This is a genomic window from Pseudomonas gingeri (assembly GCF_013385425.1).
GTDB classification, from domain to species: domain Bacteria; phylum Pseudomonadota; class Gammaproteobacteria; order Pseudomonadales; family Pseudomonadaceae; genus Aquipseudomonas; species Aquipseudomonas gingeri_D.
In genome coordinates this window covers 215,879-237,895 of the sequence record NZ_JACAQA010000004.1, presented here as the reverse complement: position 1 = coordinate 237,895, position 22,017 = coordinate 215,879, and the positions used below count along the sequence as shown (strand labels likewise).

Genomic DNA, 22,017 nt, shown 5'->3' with positions numbered 1-22,017 from the left:
GGCGATGAGGCCCTTGAGCCTTGCAGCGCCCTGACGGACACCATCGCCAGCAAGCCGGCTCCCACAAGGTGCGCGGTGCTTTCAAGAAACTAACAGACCAGCACATCCGGAAAACTCTCCGGCTCGTCGCCGGCCAGCGGCAACGCCGCATTGTACGCGGCGATCAGCTCCCGCGCGCATTGCGCCTGGTCATTGTCCACCGCCAGGGCCAGTAAGCCGAAGACCGGCAACTCCCCTACCCCACCCAGCAAGTCACGCCCCGCCAGGTGCGCCTGAATCCCTTCACTGGCGAGCATGCCTTGCAGCAGCTCGCCTTCCATCAGGTTTTCCGGCTCGTAGATACGCTGCATGGGGGCGCCCTCATCGCTCGTTCTCGCTGTAAACGTCGAGCATCCATTCCTCGCCATCGGTCTGCAGGACAAAGGTGATCGGTCGACAGCACACCGCGCAGTCCTCGATATAGGTCTGGTCGCCGCTGTATACATCCAGCACCGCCTCACCGATTTCACCACAATAGGGACATTCGTAACGCTCAGTTTCCAGCATCGCGGCCTCCGAAGTGACTTGTGCGTATAATCGCCGGTCTATTTGCAAGGCTATTTTATGTCTGGGCTTTATTTTCCAGACCGGGCTTTGTTATTTATCACTCAAACCTCTACTTACCCTAGCCGTTTCCAACAAGAGAGAATATGGGCGAATTCGATACCATCCGACCTTACGACGACAGTGAAGTACCGGCCGTCATGGCCCGGCTGTTCGGCGACCAGGCGTTTCTAGATATCCTCACCCACTTCCGCTTCCCGCGCCTGGCCGGTGCCTTCGGCTGGCTGCTCAGACCCTTGATCGCCCACCGCCTGCGCCGTGAGTTCGCCGGCGTGACCTCGGTCGCCACCTTGCAGGACAAGGTCGAGGTCTACGTCGACCAGACCATCGAGCGCGCCACCGACGGCGTCACCTACACCGGCGTCGAACAGTTCAAGTCAGGCCAGGCCTACCTGTTCCTGGCCAACCACCGGGACATCGTGATGGACCCGGCGTTCGTCAACTATGCCGTGTATCACGCCGGTTTGCCCACACCGCGTATCGCCATCGGTGACAACCTGCTGCAGAAGCCGTTTGTCAGCGACCTGATGCGCCTGAACAAGAGCTTTATCGTGCACCGCTCGATCGCCGGACGGCGGGAAAAGATGGCCGCCTATCAATTGCTCTCGGCCTATATCAACCATTCGATCCGTCATGATTGCCAGTCGATCTGGATCGCCCAGGCCGAAGGCCGGGCCAAGGACGGTGATGACCGTACCGAATCGGCGATCCTGAAAATGTTCCACATGAGCCGCAAGGACGAGCCGTTCGCCGAGGTCATCCGTTCGCTGAACCTGACTCCCGTGTCCATCAGCTACGAATATGATCCCTGCGACCAGGCCAAGGCCCGCGAGTTGTATATCCGCGCCACCACCGGCAGCTACACCAAGGCGCCAGGCGAGGATGACGTCAGCATCGCCAAGGGCATCACCGGCTACAAGGGCCGGGTCCATGTGAATTTCGCCGCGCCACTGACCGGCGAGTTCGAGGACACCAAGGTCCTGGCCACGGAAATGGACCGGCAGATCCTCGAAGGTTATCGCCTGTTCCCGGTGCATTACCTGGCGTATGCCCAGTGGAGCGACGCCGATCCGCAATTGCAGGTACCGGGCGCCGCCCAGGTGTTTGCCGCCGACGAACTGGCCAAGGCCCAGGCGCAATGGCAGGAACGCCTGGACGCCTGCCCGGTCGAGCACCGTCCGTACCTGGTGCAGCAATACGCCACGCCGGTGCGTAATCAGTATCGGGTCAAAGCCGGTCTGGGGCTTCCATAGCCAAGATCTGCAAACAACAACGGCGCCCACGGGCGCCGTTGTTGTTTCTGTTGGTCGGGTTAATTTCCGTTGTCACCGGAACGTCACCTTAACAAGCCAGTCTGTCGCCCCTCGATAGCCCACGGAGCTTGTCATGCTGCACGCAGAAAACCAGGATCGGCTTTATCTGATCGCCCCCAGTGACGAACAGCAAGCCCTGGTGGACGCCATGTCGTTCAATGTCCAGGACCGCCATTGGCTGGTCTATTGCGCCCTGGGCGGGCACCAGCACGCCGACCTGCCGGAAGCCGATCTGCTGACCGGAGTGAGCATGCTGGATCTTTATGTGGAGGCGGCGTGAGCCGGCTCCACACCACTCAGCTTACTCGCTCAGCACTTGGCCGATTTTCGGGTCCTTGAACACCCGGGTCAGCGCATCGCTCAACACGTCGCTGATCAACTTGGTGTTCGACTCTTCGTTCGGCGCCATGCCGAAACGCTGGTTCAACGACGCCCCGTAGCTACCGCTGTAACGACGGTTGGCGTTGGTCACATCGGAGCGGAAGTTGGCTCCGATGGTCGCTTCGGTCACGTAGACGCCTTCTTTCGGCGACTGATAGGTCAGGTCGGACAAGGTCACGGTCAGGGTCGGCGCATTCATCGCATTCGGCGAAGGGGTAAAACCCAACAGGCGCACGGCCGCTTCAGCCTGGGCCTGCAGTTTCGGGATCAGGTCGGCGCCTTGCACGGTAATCGCGCTGGTTTCAGGGTACAGACCGCCCCGCGTGCCCAATACCGGCGAACGACGACCGTCCACCACCCGCACCACCACCGGCTGGCCATGACCGACCGGCGCCAGTTGAGTAGTGAGCGTGGGCTGCGGGCTGAGTTGTTGCGGGCTGTTGGCACAGCCGACAAGTGTCAAACTGGTTACAGTGATCAAACCGAACAACAGGCGTTGCAACATGCTCATCTCTCCAAGGACCAGGCATCATTCAGATGCTGAGTATAGCGGGGCCCGGGCGTCGCTCACCAGCGCCACCACGGCTTGCTGAAAAGTCTGACAAACCCGGCCGGCCAGCGTTCCCGTCACAAGCCTGTCACAGGGTTCTGCAACCCTGCGCACGGCCTCTGAACGATGCCGCTGCCCGGCATCTGACCAGATGTCGAATAAAAGTCATTAAACACGACCATTTCCCCCCGTTTCTTAGTTACAATCTCCCCCCGATTATAAGGACGTCTCCTGATCGGGCCTCGCAGCACCGCCAATGCGCTTGCATCGGCACCTTCGTATTGCCCACAGAGAGCCGCCCACACAGATCGAGTGAAGCCGGCGAGCTTGCCGTTACCTGCGCAAACCACCGTTTTCAGCGAATCTGCCAGAGCTGCCCTTGTGCTCGCTCACTGAGTTGTTGGCCCGTGCCGCCTGCCCTTCCCGGCGGGTATTCGCACCGCGGGCCCGGTGACAGACCGCGGCAGCCCTTTTTTGAGGTTCACGTCTTCAAAAGAGCGTGAAAAAACGGGTTTTCACAACTTCACGAGAGTGTGGCGAACAAATGAATAGTTTCGCGTCTGAACAGGCACCATCAGCGTCCCCAACGACCTCATCACACAGGACCCGATACACCCCGACAGGTGCTTGACGCCTGTTCGCTTACGGATTTGGTTGCACGAATCGGACGCTCTTGACCATAAGTCGAATTGCCCGTGTTGCCCACACATGCGTTCATACGCACCTTGGGCCCACCGGCAGCGTCCGCTGAAGTTGCAAGAAATTGCGAAGAATCGGACATGGCCATCCTGGTCGGGTCATTGCTGGGCTAACGTCAAACGTGCCCCGCCCATGCCCGGCAGCCATGCCGTCAATGTGGTGCTGCAGATTTTGGAGACGCGTTAATGGCGCATAACGAAGCAGTTGATGTGGTCCTGGTTGGGGCCGGCATCATGAGTGCCACCCTTGCGGTGCTGCTCAAGGAGCTCGACCCCGCGATCAAGCTGGAAGTCGTCGAGCTGATGGATTCCGGTGCCGCGGAGAGTTCCAACCCGTGGAACAACGCCGGCACCGGCCATGCCGGGCTGTGCGAGCTGAACTACACGCCGCAGGCGGCTGACGGCTCCATCGACATCAAGAAAGCCGTGCACATCAACACCCAGTTCGAGGTGTCGAAGCAGTTCTGGGCCTATCTGACCCAGAAAGGCACCTTCGGCTCGTGCAAATCCTTCATCAGCCCGGTGCCGCACCTGAGTTTCGTCCAGGGCGAAAAAGGCGTGGACTTCCTCAAGAAGCGCTTTGAAGCCATGCATCCGCACCATGCCTTCGCCGAGATGGAATACACCGAAGACCGCGCGAAGATGGCCGAGTGGATGCCGCTGATGATGCCGGGCCGCGCGGCCGACGAGGCGATTGCCGCGACCCGCGTGATGAAAGGCACCGACGTCAACTTCGGCGCCCTGACCAATCAGTTGCTCAAGCACCTGACCAGCACACCCGATGCCCAGGTCAAGTACTGCAAGCGCGTCACCGGCCTCAAGCGCAATGGCGCCGGCTGGACCGTAAGCATCAAGGATGTGAACAGCGGCAACAGCCGTGACGTCGATGCCAAGTTCGTCTTCCTCGGTGCCGGTGGCGCGGCCTTGCCGCTGCTGCAAGCTTCGGGCATCGAGGAAAGCAAGGGCTTCGGCGGCTTCCCGGTAAGCGGCCAATGGCTGCGCTGCGACAACCCGGATGTGGTCAAGCACCACCAGGCCAAGGTCTACAGCCAGGCCGCCGTGGGTTCGCCACCGATGTCCGTGCCGCACCTGGACACCCGCGTGGTCGATGGCAAGAAATCCCTGCTGTTCGGGCCCTATGCCGGTTTCACCACCAAGTTCCTCAAGCACGGTTCGCTGATGGACCTGCCACTGTCGGTACGCGCCGGCAATATCGGCCCGATGCTGGCCGTGGCCCGTGACAACATGGACCTGACCAAGTACCTGATCAGCGAAGTGATGCAGTCCATGGAGCAGCGCCTGGAATCCCTGCGCCGCTTCTACCCGGAGGTGAAAGCCGAGGACTGGCGCCTGGAAACGGCCGGCCAGCGGGTACAGATCATCAAGAAAGACGCGAAGAAAGGCGGCGTCCTGCAGTTCGGTACCGAACTGGTGGCGGCGAAGGACGGTTCGCTGGCCGCCCTGCTCGGCGCATCGCCGGGCGCTTCGGTGACCGTGTCGATCATGCTGGAACTGATCGAGCGCTGCTTCGCGGACAAGGCCAAGGGTGAGTGGGCAGCCAAGCTCCACGAAATTTTCCCGGCACGGGAAAAAGTCCTGGAGACGGATGCAGCGTTGTATCGCCAGATCAATGCGCAGAACAACGTTCGCCTGGAACTGGTTGAGCCGAGCAGCGAGACCGAAAGCTACGCTTGAGGTGATCGCTGACAAAAAACGCCCCGCTCTTCGGTTGAAGAGCGGGGCGTTTTTTTTGATCAGGATTCAACGAAAGCCCGCGTTATCGTTCATCGCGAGCAAGCTTGCTCCTACAGGAATGGCGCCGTACGCAAAATATCGGTTCGCCGCAGCATTGTAGGAGCAAGCTTGCTCGCGATGCAGGCAACGCGGTCTTGAATCTTACCCGCGAGCCTTGTCGATCAACTCGATATAGTCGCCGGCATTACGCTGGTCGCGGATCAGGCTCACGAAGTCCTGGCCGTGCTCGTCTTTACCGTCGAGGTCGTAACCGGCTTCCTTGAAGAACCCCAGGAAGCGCTCGAAATCGTCGATACGCAGGCCACGATAGGCCTTGATCAGTTTGTGCAGGGACGGCGAAGTGGCGTCGACCGGCTCGAAATCGAGAAACAACTTGATCTGCGCATCGCCGATCTCGTCACCAATCACCTGTTTCTTATCTTTGCGCATTACCGGCTCCAGCCAACAGACATTACACGGGGCAGGCAGTTTACCCCCGCCTCTGCTCCGGTCTCAACGAGTACGAACTGATCCGGTCCACACAGGCGCCAACGGCTCAACCCCGAGCGTAAAAACTGTGCTCCGAAGCCCGCACGCGGCGTCTAGCAGCATGTAGCCCCGCAACCCGGCGGGAAGTGACTGCGAGCCCGAGCATGCAAGCGCTGTTGAACGAGATCCTCGATGAAGTCCGGCCCTTGATCGGCCAGGGCAAGGTGGCCAATTACATTCCGGCGCTGGCGGATGTGCCGGCCAATCAGTTGGGTATTGCCGTGTATGGCAACGACGGCGAAATGTTCTGCGCCGGCGACGCACAGACGCCGTTCTCGATCCAGAGTATTTCCAAGGTCTTCAGCCTGGTGCAGGCGATCAACCACTCCGGCGAGGCCATCTGGGAGCGGCTGGGCCATGAACCCTCCGGACAGCCGTTCAACTCGCTGGTGCAGCTGGAGTTCGAACGCGGTCGTCCACGTAACCCGTTTATCAACGCCGGCGCCCTGGTGATCTGCGATATCAATCAATCGCGCTTCGCCGCGCCGGCGCTGTCGATGCGCGATTTCGCCCGGCGCCTGTCGGGCAATATGCAGGTCATGGTGGACGGCAAGGTGGCCGAGTCGGAGTACCAGCACCGGGCGCGCAACGCGGCCATGGCCTATCTGATGCAGTCATTCGGCAATTTTCACAACGATGTCGAAGCCGTGCTGCGCAGCTATTTCAGCCACTGTGCCCTGCGCATGAACTGCATCGACCTGGCGCGGGCGTTCGGTTTCCTGGCCAATGACGGCTTCTGCAAGCACAGCGGCGAGCAGATCCTGACCCGGCGCCAGACCCAGCAGGTCAACTCGATCATGGCCACCAGCGGGCTGTATGACGAGGCCGGGAACTTTGCCTATCGCGTCGGCTTGCCGGGCAAGAGCGGCGTGGGTGGCGGGATTGTCGCGGTGGTGCCGGGGCGCTTTACCGTGTGCGTCTGGGCACCGGAGCTGAATGCGGCCGGCAACTCGCTGGTGGGGATGGCGGCGTTGGAGCTGCTGAGCGAGCGGATTGGTTGGTCGGTGTTTTAAAAACACCACAATGTGGCGAGCGGGGTTGCTCAAATACCAGTCAGTTAAGGAAGTGAGATATTGAAAACGCCAAATAACCTGTAGGAGCAGGGCTTGCCCGCGAAGCTTTTGGCGATCTTACGGGCCCCTTCGCTGGCAAGCCATGCTCCTACAGGATTGATGGCGTCCTTGAGACTCAGGTAATCGGCGCCGGATTGAACAAGGTAATGTCGTTGTGCAGCTTGTGCTGCTCGGCCCAGGTCTTTTTCCGGCCGCTGGCGACATCCAGGTAGTAGTTGAACAACTCCCAACCCAGGTCCTCGATCGTTGCCCGCCCGGTGGCAATCCGCCCGGCATCGATATCGATCAGGTCCGGCCAACGTTGTGCCAGCTCGGTACGGGTCGAAACCTTCACCACCGGTGCCATTGCCAGCCCATAAGGCGTACCCCGCCCGGTGGTGAACACATGCAGGTTCATCCCGGCCGCCAGCTGCAAGGTGCCGCAGACAAAATCACTGGCCGGCGTCGCGCAGAAGATCAGGCCCTTGCGCGTAAAACGTTCGCCAGGGCCAAGCACGCCGTTGATCGCACTGCTGCCGGACTTGACGATGGAGCCCAGGGACTTCTCGACAATATTCGACAACCCGCCCTTCTTGTTCCCCGGCGTGGTATTCGCGCTGCGGTCCGCCTCGCCCTTGGCCAGGTAGCGGTCGTACCAATCCATCTCACGCACCAGCGCCTCGGCCACCGGCAGGTTTTCCGCCCGCGAGGTCAGCAGGTAGATCGCATCGCGTACTTCCGTCACTTCGGAAAACATCACCGTCGCCCCGGCCCGCAGCAGCAGGTCGGAGGCATAACCCAAGGCCGGGTTGGCGGTGATCCCGGAAAACGCATCACTGCCGCCACACTGCATGCCGAGGATCAGCTCCGACGCCGGCACGGTTTCCCGACGCCGCAGATCGAGCTTCTTCAGACGGGTCTCCGCCAGCGCCATGATCTGCTCGATCATCTCGGTAAAACCATGACTGGAATCCTGCAGCCGATACAACCAGGGCTCACTCAGATCCACCGAGCTGTCGCCCTCGTGCATCACCTGGCCGGCCTGCAACTTCTCGCAGCCCAGGCTGATCACCAGCGCTTCGCCGCCCAGGTTCGGGTTGCGCGCCAGGTTGCGCACGGTGCGGATCGGAATATAGGCGTCGGTCGCGGTAATCGCCACGCCGCAGCCATAGCTGTGGGTCAATGCCACCACATCATCGACATGGGGGTACTTGGGCAGCAATTCATCCTTGATGCGCTTGACCGCATGGTCCAGCACACCAGTGACGCACTGCACCGTAGTGGTGATACCGAGGATATTGCGCGTACCGACGGTACCGTCGGCATTGCGATAACCTTCGAAGGTGAAACCCTCAAGCGGCGCCTGGGCCGCCGGCACATCGGTGGACAGCGGCAGGCTGTCCAGCGGCGGCGCGGTAGGCATGCGCAGTTGATCTTCCTTGACCCAACTGCCCAGGGGAATCGGCAGCAACGCATAACCGATAACCTGGCCGTAGCGGATCACTTCGCCGCCCTCGGCGATATCCACCAGCGTCACCTTGTGGCTCTGGGGAATGTGCTCGCGGGTCACCAGGCCGTCCGGGAACTCGGTACCGGCAGGTACACCCTGGTCATTGACCACGATCACCACATTGTCCCGCTCGTGCAGGCGGATATAGCGCGGCGAGTCGGAATGTTCAATCAACTGCATGACGCCGCTCCTCAGGAATGGGCTTGGGACAGACGGGGCTCGCTATTGAGCTTGGGACCGGCGGGCGGATCGCGCAGTTCGACACGCTTGATCTCACCGACGATCACCACATAGCTGATCACCGCCAACAACGCATTGGCGCCGACAAACACCAGGGCCCACTTGAACGAACCAGTGGCGCTGATGATGTAGCCGATCACGATCGGCGTGGTGATGGAGGCGATATTGCCGAACATGTTGAACAGGCCGCCACTCAAACCGGCAATCTGCTTCGGCGAGGTATCGGAAACCACCGCCCAGCCCAGCGCACCCACGCCCTTGCCGAAGAAGGCCAGGGCCATGAAGCCCACCACCATCCATTCGATGTCCACATAGTTGCAGGCGACGATGGTGGTCGAAAGCAACAGGCCGCCAATGATCGGCGCCTTGCGGGCGAAGGTCAGGGAATGGCCGCGGCGCAGCAGGTAGTCGGAAATGATCCCGCCCAGCACACCGCCGATAAAACCGCAGATGGCCGGCAAGGACGCGATAAAGCCGGCCTTGAGGATGGTCATGCCGCGTTCCTGCACCAGGTACACCGGGAACCAGGTCAGGAAGAAATAGGTGATGCCGTTGATGCAGTACTGGCCGAGGTAGACACCGAGCATCATGCGGTTGGTCAGCAACTGGCGCACGTAGTCCCACTTCGGACCGCCACCGGCGGCCTTGCCCTGGTCCATGTCGACCATGCCGCCGTTCTCGGCAATATGGTTGAACTCGGCGTCGTTGATCATCGGGTGCTGGCGCGGGCTGTGGATAACTTTCAGCCAGATCAGCGAGAACACCACGCCCAGGCAACCCATCACCAGGAACACATGCTGCCAGCCGAAGGTGTACACGATCCAGCCCATCAGCGGCGCGAACAGCACGGTGGCGAAGTATTGCGCGGAGTTGAAGATCGCCGAGGCGGTGCCGCGTTCGGCGGTGGGGAACCAGGCCGCGACGATACGGGCGTTACCGGGAAAGGATGGCGCTTCGGCCAGGCCCACCAGGAAGCGCAGCATGAACAGCGCGACCACCGCGGTGGAGACACCGAACTCGCCGACATAACCTTGCATGGCGGTGAACAGCGACCAGGTGAAGATGCTCAGTGCGTAGACTTTTTTCGAGCCGAAACGGTCGAGCAGCCAGCCGCCGGGAATCTGCCCGAGCACATAGGCCCAGCCGAAGGCGGAGAAGATATAACCGAGGGTGACGGCGTCGATGCCGAGGCTTTTTTGCAGGCTGGAGCCGGCAATGGCGATGGTGGCACGGTCGGCGTAGTTGATCGTGGTCACCAGGAACAGCATGAGCAATATCAAATAGCGGACGTGTGTCTGCTTGGTCGCTTGCATGTAGATGTACTCCCACTCTTTATTTTTTTACGCGGGTAAAACATTCAGTGATGTACCGCACGAGGCTTCAGGCAAGAGCCCCGTGCGGGTAAAGCGGGTTATGAACCGATGTAGCTGGTTTTGACCACGGTGTAGAACTCCTGGGCGTAGCGACCTTGCTCGCGGGAACCGTAGGACGAACCTTTGCGCCCGCCGAACGGCACGTGGTAATCCACGCCCGCCGTCGGCAGGTTGACCATCACCATCCCCGCCTGGGAGTGGCGCTTGAAGTGGTTGGCGTACTTCAGCGAAGTGGTGGCGATACCGGCGGAAAGGCCGAACTCGGTGTCGTTGGCCATGGCCAGCGCGGCTTCGTAATCGGCGACGCGGACGATGTTGGCCACCGGGCCGAAGATCTCTTCGCGGCTGATGCGCATCGAGGCTTCGCTGTCGGCAAACAGTGTCGGCGCGAGGAAATAGCCTTCGGTATCGCAAGTCACCAGCTCACCGCCGGAGACCAGGCGTGCGCCTTCGGACTGGCCGATGTTGATGTAGCTCAGATCCTGCTCCAGTTGCGCCTGGGACACCACAGGACCAATGTCGGTACCGCTTTTGAGGGCGTGGCCGACCTTGATCGAACGCATGCGCTCGGCCATGGCTTCGACGAACTTGTCATGAATTCCGGCGGTGACGATCAAACGGCTGGACGCCGTGCAACGTTGGCCGGTGGAGTAGAACGCGCTCTGCACCGCCAGCTCGACGGCCTGCTTGAGGTCGGCGTCATCGAGGATGACCTGCGGGTTCTTGCCGCCCATCTCCAACTGCACCTTGGCCTGGCGCGATACACAGTTGACCGCGATCTGCCGGCCGACGCCGACCGAACCGGTGAAGCTGATGCCGTCGACTTTCCGGCTGTTGACCATGGCGTCGCCGACCAGACGGCCGCTGCCCATCACCAGGTTGAACACACCGGCCGGGAAACCGGCGCGGGAAATGATTTCCGCCAGGGCCCAGGCACAACCCGGAACCAGTTCGGCCGGCTTGAGCACCACGCAGTTACCGTAGGCCAGGGCCGGAGCGATCTTCCAGGCCGGAATCGCGATCGGGAAGTTCCATGGGGTGATCAGGCCGACCACGCCCAGCGCTTCACGGGTCACTTCGACGTTGACGCCGGGACGTACCGACGGCAGGTAGTCGCCGGAGAGACGCAGGCACTCACCGGCGAAGAACTTGAAGATATTACCGGCACGGCTCACTTCGCCAATGGCTTCGGGCAGGGTCTTGCCCTCTTCCCGGGCCAGCAGGTTACCCAGCTCTTCACGACGGGCGAGAATTTCCGAACCGACTTTATCCAGCGCATCGCTGCGGGCCTGGATGCCGGAAGTGGACCAGGCCGGGAACGCCTCACGAGCGGCGTCGATGGCCGACTGCACCTGGACCAGGTCAGCCTTGGCGTACTCGCCAATCACATCGGACAGATCCGACGGGTTGATATTGGCCGAGTACTCGGCACCGGCGACCCATTGGCCACCGATGTAGTTGTCGAAACGTTTTGCATCTGCCACGGAAAACCTCCTGAACCGAAAAAGCCGCTGATTGCTCAGCGGCCTGTTTATTCGTTCTTACTGTGCGCCTTGCTTGTCGATCAGCGCGGCCAGGGCGTCGTATTCGTCCGGCAGCAGATCGGTCAGCGGCGTGCGCACGGGACCGGCGTCATAACCGACGATCTTCGCCCCGGCCTTGACGATGCTCACAGCATAGCCGGCGCGGCGGTTGCGGATATCCAGGTAGGGCAGGAAGAAGTCGTCGATGATCTTGCCGACGGTGGCGTGATCGTCCCGGGCAATGGCGTGGTAGAAATCCATCGCGGTTTTCGGGATGAAGTTGAACACCGCCGAGGAGTAGACCGGAACACCGAGGGCCTTGTAGGCCGCGGCATAGACTTCCGCGGTCGGCAGGCCGCCCAGGTAGCTGAAACGATCGCCGAGACGATGACGGATCGACACCATCAGTTCGATATCGCCCAGGCCATCCTTGTAGCCGATCAGGTTCGGGCAGCGCTCGGCCAGACGTTCCAGCAGCGGCGCGGTCAGGCGGCAGACGTTGCGGTTGTACACCACCACGCCGATCTTCACCGACTTGCACACCGCTTCAACGTGGGCCGCAACGCCTTCCTGGCTGGCTTCGGTCAGGTAGTGCGGCAGCAACAGCAGGCCCTTGGCGCCAAGACGCTCGGCTTCCTGGGCGTACTCGATGGCCTGGCGGGTCGCGCCACCGACACCGGCGAGGATCGGCACGCTGCCGGCGCAGGTATCGACGGCGGTTTTCACCACTTCGGAATATTCACTGGCTGCCAGGGAGAAGAATTCACCGGTACCGCCGGCGGCGAACAGCGCGGTGGCGCCGTAAGGGGCCAGCCACTCCAGGCGCTTGACGTAGCCGGCGCGATGGAAATCGCCCTGGGCATTGAAATCGGTCACCGGAAAGGACAGCAGGCCGGAGGAGAGGATGGACTTCAGTTCTTGTGGATTCATTATTCGAACACCCTGGGAAGCACGTTGTGATGAAAGAGACAGCGCAGACTGGCTGATGTCGTACGTCATCGTACAACTTAAATAATAAAGGTCAACAAGAATCGCTCAGCCGATCCCACAAGAATATCCCTCCTTGACGTAGGAAATTTTTCATCTAAGCTCAACTTTAACTGTATGTATATACAGTCAATTTGAACGATAAAAACGACATATCAAGGAGCCAGACATGTCAGCCACTCCACAGCACGCGCAGGATTTCCTGCTGCACGACGGCAAGGTCATTGCCGAGCTGGATACCCTCTTCACCGAACAAGGCATCGCCATTCCGGGCGATGGCGCGGCGGTGATTCTTCTCGCCGAAGGTCATCACACCCTCAAGTATCACCAGCCAACGGCGTTCGACAGCGCGCTCAAGGGCAAGCCCCAGGCGCGCTTCGAAGGCGGTGAACACACGGCCATCGGCGACAGCGCCCAGCTGCGTTTTGCCAAGGACGCACCCGCCATTCCGGCCTGGCAGGTCGAACTGCACCTGACCAATGGCCTGGCCCTGACCTACGGCCAGATCGTCGCCCTGGGTGGCGATTTCTACGGGATTCCCGACCGCCCGATCGCCGACGGCAGCACCCCGGCCGACCGGCAGGCGCGCTTTACCGCGTCCTTCAACTCCCTGGCAGTGCTGCCCGCCTCCCGCGACGAAGCGCAGAAAATCCTGCAGGTGATGAAAACCGAAATCAACGCCGCCAACCAGGCGATCAAGGACGGCAAGCAGCCTCACGAAGCCTACGACGAACTGGGCGATACCCTCTCCGGCGAATGGAACAAGATTACCGGTGGCGGCAGCCTTGCCTCGCCGCTGTTTCCCCTTGGCCGCTACCTGAAACTGGCCGCGAGCAACTGGGATCACTTCGGCGAATGGGCTCTGCTGGCTTACCAGGCCGGGCACGCCGCCGCCCTGCAACAGGCCGCCCTGGCGCACAAGAGCGGCGTCGACCAGGATCTGGAATTGGCCTACGCGATGAACGCCTTTGCCGACCACTTCCTCACCGACCTGTTCTCCGGCGGCCATCTGCGGGTGCCGCGCAAGCAACTGGCCGACAGCGTCACCCCCAGCGATGTGGGTTCGCTGATCTCGCGTTTCATGCACGACGAAGATAGCAAGTTCGGCCTGAAAGTCAGCAACGCCCAGGGGGATCGCTGGAACTGCTACGGCGACAAGCGCTATTTCGACACGGTCGACAGCGGCAACCGGCTGCGGGTCAAACAAGCGGTGCAGCAATCGGTGGATGAAGTCTTCGCGGTGTTTCTCAGTGGCGTCGTCGTACCTCCCGAAGCCTATGCCGCGCTACGTTCGGTGCCGGACCTGACGAAGGTGGAAAACAGCCAGGACAGCCTGAATTTCGCCCCATTGTTCGCCCTCAAGGGCAAGACCGTGCTGCGCCGCAACGACGTCAACAACCTCAACGACCGCAGCCAGAGCGACAGCTGGTGGGGCTGGAGCACCTATCTGCTGCTCAAGGACTACAAGCCGAACCTGCCTGCGGGCTACCTCAACCCGCCCGGCGTGGCCCCGACCCTCAAGGCCGATGGCTGGCAGAGCCGCACGCCCAGCGAGCCCAACTGGCTGCCGGGCAATGCCGTGCGTTATGCCTTCAGTTACACCAAGGGGCTGGATGAGTCCTATATCGGCCCGTGGACGGCCTATGCCGAACTGACCGATCGCTTTCAGCCGACGTTGAATGTGCCGGTGGGCGGGACGGGACGTAATGTGTTCCGTCAGTTCCGTGGTGGCTCGCCGGAGCTGATCGGCACGCTGGACGGCCAGGCCACCACCTTTATCGACAACCATCAGTGACAGGGAGATCAGTCATGACCTTTACCGTAAAACTCGAACTGGCTTCCGGTCAGTCACTCAAGGATATGCCGCTGGAACTGCTGGCCGATGGCGTGGCGATTGCCCGGGCGACGGCGGATGAGACGGGGAAAGTGGTATTCGCCACCCAGGCGAAAGCCGCGAAATGGGCGGTGCGTGTGGATCGGACGATCCTCAACGGCGGTTGATCCAGGCACGGACCGTTTGTCGCTACTGTCATTTCTGACAGTAGCGACAAATCTCACGGGGGAATTGAATGATTTCAGAAGGCCTGAAATCACTTCAGGTCCGGTGAAAGGAAACCCGTCATGGCGCATTCATATAGGATCAAGTTACCCGAAAACAAAGTTTCCAAGGGGGCCTCCGTCAAGGAGATAACCCTGGACGACTCCATAAACCGAGGCGACCTTCTCAGATTTGAAGTCTTTCCCGAGTTCACCTACATCGTCACCCAAAAGACCTATGAGGTGAGGCTGGACGATACCTTCCGAGTAGAGCTTGAGACGGATCTCTACACCCCCTGAGAAACTAGCCTTTCTGCGCCTCGGCCTCTTCATGGGCCTGGCGCAACCGCTCGCGGCTGTTGGTCAGGTGCAGGCGCATCGCTGCCCGCGCCGCATCGGAATCCTGGCGGGCAATCGCCTCATAGATCTCTTCGTGCTCGCGTCCCAGCCGATTCATGTAGTGCTGCTGGTCATCATGGGCCAGCCGCGCCGAATTCAAGCGGGTCCGGGGAATGATGCTGGTGCCCAGGTGGGTCATGATATCGGTGAAGTAGCGGTTGCCGGTGGACAGGGCAATCTGCAGGTGGAACTGGAAATCCGACGCCACCGCATCGCTGGCATGGGCCGCGCTTTCATTCAACGCGTCCAGCGCCGCCCGCATCGCCGCCAACTGCTCGGCGCTGCGCCGTTGTGCCGCCAACCCCGCCGACTCGACTTCCAGGCTGATCCGCAACTCCAGGATCGCCAGCACATCGCGCAGGGTCACCACCGTCGCAGGATCGATCCGAAAACCGCTGGGGCTCGGCGTGTCCAGCACAAAGGTGCCGATGCCATGGCGGGTTTCCACCTGCCCGGCCGCCTGCAGGCGCGAGATCGCCTCGCGCACCACCGTGCGGCTGACACCATGGGCATCCATGATCGCCGACTCGGTGGGTAACTTGTCACCGCGCTTGAGCTGGCCATCACGGATCTGCTCGGAGAGCACGGTGACCAGCTCCTGGGCAAGACTACGGCGCTTTCGGGTCGGGCGAAGCCCGGCGCTCTGGTTTTCCATATCGAACATCTATCTCGGCTGAACGGCTGAGCGCGCATCATAGCTCAACCGGGTTGTACGATCACTGTTGGCTATGCGCTGACCGCTTCCTGAGTGACCAGGTGTCCACGCTCGATCCGCAGATGCCGTGGGTGGAATTTCTTCAAGCTGCTGCGATGGCCGACGCTGACAATGCCCAGCCCCGGAATCTGATCGATCAGGGCCTGATAGAGGTCCGTTTCGTCTTCTTCATCCATGGCCGAGGTGGCCTCGTCCATAAACAGCCATTGCGGCGCATACAACAGCGCACGGGCGAAGGCCAGGCGCTGTTGCTCGCCCGGGGACAACATGCGTTGCCAGTGATTGCTTTCCTCCAGGCGCCCGGCCAGGTGCGGCAGACGGCAAGTCTGCAAGACCTCCTGATAACGCTCATCCGAGTAGGCATCGCTGGGCTGTGGATAACTCATTGCCTCACGCAGGCTGCCAATCGGCAGGTAAGGTTTCTGTGGCAGGAACAGCGAGCGCGCGGCCGGCAACCGGATACTGCCACCGCCCCGTGGCCAGAGATTGCCCATGGCCCGCAACAGGGTACTTTTGCCCGTGCCGGAACGCCCGCTGAGCATCACCCGTTCGCCCGGAGCCACATTCATGTTCGCACCGGCCAGCAGATGCCGACCGTCCGCCAGATCCAGCTCCAGGTTGTTCACCTGCAAGGCTTCACCCTGGCTCTGCACGTCGATGGCCGGAACACGCTCTTCATTGTCGACCATGGCCTGACGGAAACTCAGCAGACGGTCACAGGTGGCTTTCCACACCGCGAGGTTGGAGTACGCATCGATAAACCAGCTGAAGTTTTCCTGCACATTGCCGAACGCCGAGTTGATCTGCATCAGCTCGCCGAGCTGGATCTTGCCGGCGAAATAACGCGGTGCCGCCACCATGAACGGGAAGATGATCGCAATCTGGCTGTAACCGGCGGTGAAGAACGTCAAGCGCTTGGTCACTCGCATCAGCGCCCAGTAGTTGGACCAGACCTTGCCGAAACGCGAGCTCAGGCGCTGCGTTTCATTCGGCTCGCCATCATAAAGGGCAATGCTTTCGGCGTTTTCGCGAACCCGCACCAACGAGAAGCGCATATCGGCCTCAAAACGTTGTTGTTGGTTGTTCAACGGAATCAAGTGGCGACCGATCAGCCGGGTCAACCAGCTGCCGACGGCCGCGTAGAGGAAGGCGCACCAGAACATGTAGCCGGGAATGCTGATACCGAAGACTTCGATACTCCCCGATACCCCCCAGAGGATGATCGAGAACGACACCAGGCTGACCACCGTGCGAAACAGGCCCAGGCCCAGGGTCAGGGTATCGGCGGTAAAACTGTTGAGGTCTTCACTCAGCCGTTGGTCCGGGTTGTCGGTGTTCCCGCCCGCCTCCATCTGGTAGTAGTTCTTGTGCTCGAGCCAGCGCTTGAAATGCTGCTCGGTCAGCCAGCGGCGCCAACTGATGGTGAGCATCTGGGTCAGGTACAGCCGATAGACCGCGCCGAGGATGGCCACGGCGGCAATCCCGCCGAAATACAGGATCAGGTGCCAGAAGGCCGCACCGTTTTTCTCCTGCAAGGCGTTGTAGAAATCCTTGTACCAATTGTTCAGCCAGACCGAAATGCCGACGCTGAAGAGTGACAGGGCCACCACACAGATCAGCAACAGCCAGGCCTTGCCCTTCTCCTCACTGCGCCAGTAAGGCGAGGCCAGTTGCCAGACCCTACGAAAAAAATGCCCTTCTACTGCATCGTTGACCGCGGAATATTCAGCGTTCTTAGTCATTCTAAGGCTCGGTTGGCGTAAGAAATTTCACCAACCGATCATAGATGATTCGCACCCGGCGTAGCGCGATTTGAAAAGGATTCGTTCAGCGCCGGTTCAGCGCCGCACCGGCCGTTTCTGCAATTTGCGCTGCAAGGTCCGCCGATGCATGCCCAGGGCCCGGGCGGTGGCGGAGATATTGCCTTCGTGCTCGGTCAGCACGCGCTGGATATGCTCCCATTGCAGGCGATCCACCGACATCGGGTTTTCCGGCACCAGGGTATCGAGGTCGGCATGCTCGGAGAGCAGGGCCGCCAGCACGTCGTCGGCATCCGCCGGCTTGCACAGGTAGTTACAGGCCCCGCGCTTGATCGCTTCCACCGCCGTGGCGATGCTCGAATAGCCGGTGAGGATCAGCACGCGCATCTCCGGATCGAGCTCCAGCAGCTTGGGCAGCAGCACCAGGCCGGAATCGCCGTCCATCTTCAGGTCCAGCGCGGCGTAGTCCGGCAGGTCCTGCTGGGCCAGGATCAGGCCCTCTTCGGCGGAACCGGCGGTGCTGACGCGAAAGCCACGGCGGCTCATGGCCCGCGCCATCACGCGGGTAAAGGTGGCGTCGTCGTCCACCAGCAACAGGTGCGGCAGTTCCTCGCCTTCGACCTGGATCTCGTCACTCATGCTTCTTCTCCTCGGGCAACACGGGGCAGGCGCAGCTCGGTGAGCGTGCCACCTTCCTCATGACTGTAGAGTTTCACCGAGCCGCCAGCGCGGGTCACGCTGGCCTTGCTCAAGAACAGGCCCAGGCCGAAGCCTTTGCCCTTGGTGGTGAAAAACGGTTTGCCGATCTGCTCGGCGATGGCCAGCGGCACACCGGCGCCGTGGTCACGAATATTGATGGTGAGGTTTTCCTCATCCCAGTCCAACTGCACTTCGAGGCCTTCGGGACAGGCATCGGCGGCGTTGTTCAACAGGTTGAGCAAGGCCTGGGTCAGGTCCGGCGGCGGCGCCAGGCGCGGCACATCGCCCTGGCCCAGGCGCTGGAAGCGGTAACTGGCTTCCGGGCGCATCAGGTGCCAGCGGTTCAGCGCTTCGTCGAGCCAGACCGTGACATCCTGCATCTCCACCGCCAGCCGGCGATTGGCCTCGGCGGCGCGGACCAGTTGCTGCAAGGTCTGCTTGCACAGCTTGACCTGGTCCTGGAGCACGCTCAGGTCGTCCTGGAGCAGCGGGTCCGAATGGTCCTGGCGCATTTCCTTGAGCAGCACGCTCATGGTCGCCAGGGGCGTACCCAATTCATGGGCGGCGCCGGCGGCCTGGGTCGCTACCGCCAGCAGTTGCTGGTCCCGCAGGCCCTCTTCACGGCGCAGGGCGCGCAACTCTTCCTGGCGGCGCAATTCCTCGGCCATCTTCGCGGCGAAGAACGTGATCACCGCGGCGGCCAGGGCAAAGCTCAGCCACATGCCATAGATCTGCAGCTTCTCCCGGGAGATCGGGAAGGTTTCCAGCGGGTAGAACTGCACCAGCAACAAGGTGTAGAGCACCAGCGCCGCACCGGAGAGCACCACCGAATAGCGCCAGGGCAAAGTCACGGCGGCGATGGTCAGGGGTACCAGGTAATAGGAGACGAAGGGGTTGGTCGAGCCGCCGGAGAAATACAGCAAGGCGCTGTGGATAAACAGGTCGCAGGCCAGTTGCACGGCGTATTCGAGTTCAGTGACCGGCCAGGTAGTCCGCAGGCGCACCACGGTGAAGGCGCAGAGCACCATGGAACAGGCCAGGGTCATCGCCAGTTGCAGCCAGGGCAACGGCAGCAGGTCGAACCAGTAGGCGATACCCACGGAACCGGCCTGGGCCGCCAGCACCAGAATACGGATAAAGGTCAGGCGCCAGAGGTTCTGACGGGTCGCGGACAACAACTGAACGGGGGCGAGCATGAGCTCTCCTGATGAGCGCTCCAGGCGGATCGCCACGAGTATAACCAGCCGGGGCGCGGACAGGCGAATATGCGGCAAACCGCCACAGTCGGCAGACATCAGTGAGCTTTGTGAAACCGGCCATTGGAAAACGATTCAACGGCCGGCTGAACGCCACTGTTTATCCATGCAATCGCACCAGAGCAAAGGCGGCGGACTGGTCCACTTTGTAAATGAAGATAATTTTCCCGTCCGGCTGTACAGAAAGCCCATTGATAATGGCCTCACCGTCGAACATGACAACCCCCTCATTACCAAAGGTACCGTCCCACCCCATATCCTGCTCGATGCTGGCAATAAAAACTTTACTAAAGCCAGAAGAGGCAAGCGCAACAGAGCCTGCAACGACCACGGTTGATCGCGGATTATAGAGCGCCGCTTTCCAGACCACAGTGTCAGCCGTGTTTGGACCACCGACAGAGCCAGCCCATCCTTGCTCTCCAAAAAGCGGATCCACCTGGCCATCCATTCCACGACGTTGGAGCACAATGAACAAATGCTGGGAGGCTGTATTTGCAGAGGTCCCGACAAAATACAATTTCGCGTCGCTCACCCTAGGCAAAATGACGTTTTTGACACTCGGCGGGCCATCATAGTAGCCATCGGTCGCAAAATGAGTATCCAAATTACCATCAGCATCATATCTGGCAATAAACCACTCCCCCGCCCCAGTAAAGCGAGAGGTGACTGCCACCAAAAAATGGTCACCTTGGCGCAAAAGGTCTTCGGCCCAGACATGCCGATTATTTCGAGAAATAGACTTGTACCCCACTTCACAAAATGTTTTGTCCAGGAAACCATCATTACCCACTTTCGTGAGAAAAGTCACATCAAAAACACCAACATGGAGAGTCGACAGAATCATGACGCCGCCGTCATCCAGTAACGCCATCGCCCCATGATAACTCCGGGAGCCGGCGTTTCGTATAGCCTCCTCATCAGGTGAAACCGCTGCCCACGGAACATTGCTTGTATCTTCATAGCTCCAGATCATTACCCCGTCAATCCCGAAATCCTCATCTAAATTCCCATTCAACTCAAACCTTGCCAACCCCGTGACTCCGGTATTAGATCCATCACCGACAAAGAAACCCATCACAACCTTATTACGATCAACATCAAATTTCACATTATAAGGTTGCGCCAGCCCCATCCCTGGAAAAAAATCAGACAGCTTAAATCGAGAAATCCCCGCACTACCAAAACTTGCATCTACAACACCCCGATCATCAAGCCTGATCAGATAGGTCGTCTGAAGCTGAACCGAGTAGGCTGCGCACAGTATTTTTCCGTCTGGGAGTATATGAGTAGCGCAGGGCTGCAGATAAACTCCGGTGCCATCAAACAAATAAACTTTACCGGCCACACCAAACGTATAGTCCAGGCTACCCCGAACCTCTGCTTTTTCGCTTGAATCATTTGAACCAGTCATATATTAACCCTCCATAAGGATTGACGAAGAAAAGACATTAACGCGCCTGATAGTAAATCGTCACCTGTCAGAAATGACAGTTCACTAGATGGATTAGATATAAAAACCCTTATTAACGATCAGCGATTGATCTAAGTATAAAGACATAAATTTTCTCGTATAATTTGTACATTCTCTGTCTTTGCTCAAAGTAGTCCATGAGACGCGCAACCACTCCCTGCGCTACCGACGTACAAGCGTTGAATGCCGCCAGCACGGTGAAAAGCCGCCTTGTGTCGATCTGCGCCCACGGGTAAAAACAGCGCAACCTCGTGGGCAGTGGCCGCTATATGTATTGAAGTTGTAACGACGCGAACCGGACAATCCCGGCGTAGTCTGATGCCTGCACGCGGGACTGCCCGACACCACCCGCGCATCGAATCCCAAGGAGCCTTTATGCACTTCACGCGCCGCGCCGCCCTTCTCGCCCTCAGCCTCAGTACCCTGGCCAGCCTGCCGGCCCTGGCCGCCGACGAGCCGCACTACAACCAGATTTCCCTGCGTGCCGAAGCCAGCCAGGAAGTGGACCGCGACCTGATGATCGTGACCCTCTATACCGAGGCGCAGAACAGCGATCCGGCCAAGCTCGCCGCCGATATCACCACCACCCTGAACAAGGCACTGGGCCAGGCCAAGGCGGTCAAGGAAATCACCCTGCGCCAGGGCAGCCGCAACAGCTACCCGATCTACGACAACAAGACCCAGAAGATCACCGGCTGGCGCGAACGCACCGAGCTGCGCCTGGAAAGCGCCGACTTCGCCGCGCTGTCCAAGCTGACCGGTGAGTTGATGCAGGACCTGAAAATGGAAAGCATGAACTTCGCCATTTCCACCGCCACCCGCAAGACCAGCGAGGATGCCCTGTTCAAGGAAGCCATCGCCGCGTTCAAGGCACGTGCCCAACTGGCCACCGAGGCCCTGGGCGGCAAGAGCTACAAGATCGTCAACCTGAACCTCAGCAGCAACGGTTATCCACAGCCGTTCGCCCGTGGCGCGATGATGATGATGAAAGCCCCAGCCATGGATGCCGCGCCGACACCGGACGTGGAAGCCGGCAAGGCACAAGTCAACATGAATGCCGAGGGGGTGATCGAGGTCCAGCAGTAACCACTCTTCGCTGACCCCGTATTGTCGGCACCAAGGCCTCGATAGGCCGTGCTAGAGTCGGACCCCTCCCCGCTCTATTAC

Annotated in this window: 21 protein-coding genes; 8 read left to right on the top strand and 13 right to left on the bottom strand. The window is 60.3% G+C overall.

Annotated elements, in window-relative coordinates; all coding sequences use genetic code 11:
* Positions 1-89: 89 nt before the first annotated feature.
* Both HX830_RS06695 and HX830_RS06690 read right to left on the bottom strand, forming a co-directional pair.
* Entirely contained in the window at positions 90-350 is a 261-nt protein-coding gene (locus tag HX830_RS06695; protein ID WP_152741201.1) for a putative signal transducing protein, read from the bottom strand.
* A gap of 10 nt (positions 351-360) precedes the next feature.
* Positions 361-546 carry a CPXCG motif-containing cysteine-rich protein gene (locus HX830_RS06690; RefSeq protein ID WP_177099444.1) on the bottom strand — a complete coding sequence of 62 codons (186 nt, stop codon included), beginning with the start codon at positions 544-546 and terminating at the stop codon, positions 361-363.
* Positions 547-689: 143 nt separating this feature from the next.
* Here HX830_RS06690 and HX830_RS06685 point away from each other — a divergent pair, with 143 nt between their 5' ends.
* Both HX830_RS06685 and HX830_RS06680 read left to right on the top strand, forming a co-directional pair.
* Positions 690-1,856 (top strand): 1-acyl-sn-glycerol-3-phosphate acyltransferase, encoded by a 1,167-nt coding sequence (locus tag HX830_RS06685; RefSeq protein WP_103494739.1) that lies wholly within the window; start codon positions 690-692, stop codon positions 1,854-1,856.
* Between the two features lie 133 nt (positions 1,857-1,989).
* Positions 1,990-2,196: a hypothetical protein gene (locus HX830_RS06680; protein ID WP_100941253.1), complete on the top strand. Its 207-nt coding sequence runs from the start codon at positions 1,990-1,992 to the stop codon at positions 2,194-2,196.
* Between the two features lie 21 nt (positions 2,197-2,217).
* Here the strand turns inward: HX830_RS06680 and HX830_RS06675 are convergent, their stop codons facing one another.
* Entirely contained in the window at positions 2,218-2,802 is a 585-nt protein-coding gene (locus tag HX830_RS06675; protein WP_103494744.1) for a YajG family lipoprotein, read from the bottom strand.
* A 929-nt stretch (positions 2,803-3,731) separates the two neighbouring features.
* Here HX830_RS06675 and mqo point away from each other — a divergent pair.
* Positions 3,732-5,240 carry a malate dehydrogenase (quinone) gene (mqo, locus tag HX830_RS06670; RefSeq protein WP_177099442.1) on the top strand — a complete coding sequence of 503 codons (1,509 nt, stop codon included), beginning with the start codon at positions 3,732-3,734 and terminating at the stop codon, positions 5,238-5,240.
* Positions 5,241-5,441: 201 nt separating this feature from the next.
* Here the strand turns inward: mqo and HX830_RS06665 are convergent, their stop codons facing one another.
* On the bottom strand, positions 5,442-5,729 hold the full coding sequence (locus HX830_RS06665) for a PA4642 family protein (protein ID WP_103494737.1): 288 nt from the start codon (positions 5,727-5,729) through the stop codon (positions 5,442-5,444).
* 203 nt (positions 5,730-5,932) lie between these two features.
* On the opposite strand from HX830_RS06665, the gene glsB reads away from it, so the two are divergent.
* Positions 5,933-6,841, top strand: coding sequence for a glutaminase B (gene glsB / locus HX830_RS06660; protein ID WP_177099440.1), 909 nt, complete (start codon positions 5,933-5,935; stop codon positions 6,839-6,841).
* Positions 6,842-7,016: 175 nt separating this feature from the next.
* Here the strand turns inward: glsB and garD are convergent, their stop codons facing one another.
* The 4 genes from garD to kdgD all read right to left on the bottom strand — a co-directional run bounded on the left by garD (position 7,017) and on the right by kdgD (position 12,456).
* Positions 7,017-8,570: a galactarate dehydratase gene (garD, locus tag HX830_RS06655; RefSeq protein WP_177099438.1), complete on the bottom strand. Its 1,554-nt coding sequence runs from the start codon at positions 8,568-8,570 to the stop codon at positions 7,017-7,019.
* Positions 8,571-8,581: 11 nt separating this feature from the next.
* The gene (locus HX830_RS06650) at positions 8,582-9,943 is read right to left on the bottom strand and encodes an MFS transporter (RefSeq protein WP_177099436.1); all 1,362 of its coding nucleotides are present in this window, start codon (positions 9,941-9,943) and stop codon (positions 8,582-8,584) included.
* Between the two features lie 98 nt (positions 9,944-10,041).
* Positions 10,042-11,487: an aldehyde dehydrogenase family protein gene (locus tag HX830_RS06645; protein ID WP_177099434.1), complete on the bottom strand. Its 1,446-nt coding sequence runs from the start codon at positions 11,485-11,487 to the stop codon at positions 10,042-10,044.
* A gap of 57 nt (positions 11,488-11,544) precedes the next feature.
* The gene (kdgD, locus tag HX830_RS06640; RefSeq protein ID WP_103494732.1) at positions 11,545-12,456 is read right to left on the bottom strand and encodes a 5-dehydro-4-deoxyglucarate dehydratase; all 912 of its coding nucleotides are present in this window, start codon (positions 12,454-12,456) and stop codon (positions 11,545-11,547) included.
* A gap of 226 nt (positions 12,457-12,682) precedes the next feature.
* Here kdgD and HX830_RS06635 point away from each other — a divergent pair, with 226 nt between their 5' ends.
* From HX830_RS06635 to HX830_RS06625, 3 genes are all read left to right on the top strand, one after another.
* On the top strand, positions 12,683-14,308 hold the full coding sequence (locus HX830_RS06635; protein ID WP_177099432.1) for a phospholipase: 1,626 nt from the start codon (positions 12,683-12,685) through the stop codon (positions 14,306-14,308).
* A 14-nt stretch (positions 14,309-14,322) separates the two neighbouring features.
* On the top strand, positions 14,323-14,514 hold the full coding sequence (locus HX830_RS06630) for a hypothetical protein (RefSeq protein WP_177099430.1): 192 nt from the start codon (positions 14,323-14,325) through the stop codon (positions 14,512-14,514).
* Positions 14,515-14,634: 120 nt separating this feature from the next.
* On the top strand, positions 14,635-14,850 hold the full coding sequence (locus tag HX830_RS06625) for a hypothetical protein (protein ID WP_152741207.1): 216 nt from the start codon (positions 14,635-14,637) through the stop codon (positions 14,848-14,850).
* A gap of 4 nt (positions 14,851-14,854) precedes the next feature.
* On the opposite strand, the gene HX830_RS06620 is transcribed toward HX830_RS06625, so the two are convergent.
* From HX830_RS06620 to HX830_RS06600, 5 genes are all read right to left on the bottom strand, one after another.
* The gene (locus HX830_RS06620) at positions 14,855-15,604 is read right to left on the bottom strand and encodes a FadR/GntR family transcriptional regulator (protein WP_177099612.1); all 750 of its coding nucleotides are present in this window, start codon (positions 15,602-15,604) and stop codon (positions 14,855-14,857) included.
* Between the two features lie 71 nt (positions 15,605-15,675).
* Positions 15,676-17,406 carry an ABC transporter ATP-binding protein/permease gene (locus HX830_RS06615; protein ID WP_177099428.1) on the bottom strand — a complete coding sequence of 577 codons (1,731 nt, stop codon included), beginning with the start codon at positions 17,404-17,406 and terminating at the stop codon, positions 15,676-15,678.
* Positions 17,407-17,502: 96 nt separating this feature from the next.
* Entirely contained in the window at positions 17,503-18,063 is a 561-nt protein-coding gene (locus HX830_RS06610) for a response regulator transcription factor (protein ID WP_100941240.1), read from the bottom strand.
* A complete protein-coding gene (locus HX830_RS06605) occupies positions 18,060-19,319 on the bottom strand; it encodes an ATP-binding protein (protein WP_100941239.1) in 1,260 nt (419 codons plus the stop codon). The genes HX830_RS06610 and HX830_RS06605 overlap by 4 nt, the downstream gene beginning before the upstream one ends.
* A gap of 160 nt (positions 19,320-19,479) precedes the next feature.
* Positions 19,480-20,790, bottom strand: a complete 1,311-nt coding sequence (locus HX830_RS06600) for a hypothetical protein (RefSeq protein ID WP_177099426.1) — start codon at positions 20,788-20,790, stop codon at positions 19,480-19,482.
* Positions 20,791-21,225: 435 nt separating this feature from the next.
* On the opposite strand from HX830_RS06600, the gene HX830_RS06595 reads away from it, so the two are divergent.
* On the top strand, positions 21,226-21,936 hold the full coding sequence (locus HX830_RS06595) for an SIMPL domain-containing protein (RefSeq protein WP_177099424.1): 711 nt from the start codon (positions 21,226-21,228) through the stop codon (positions 21,934-21,936).
* Positions 21,937-22,017: the final 81 nt, after the last annotated feature.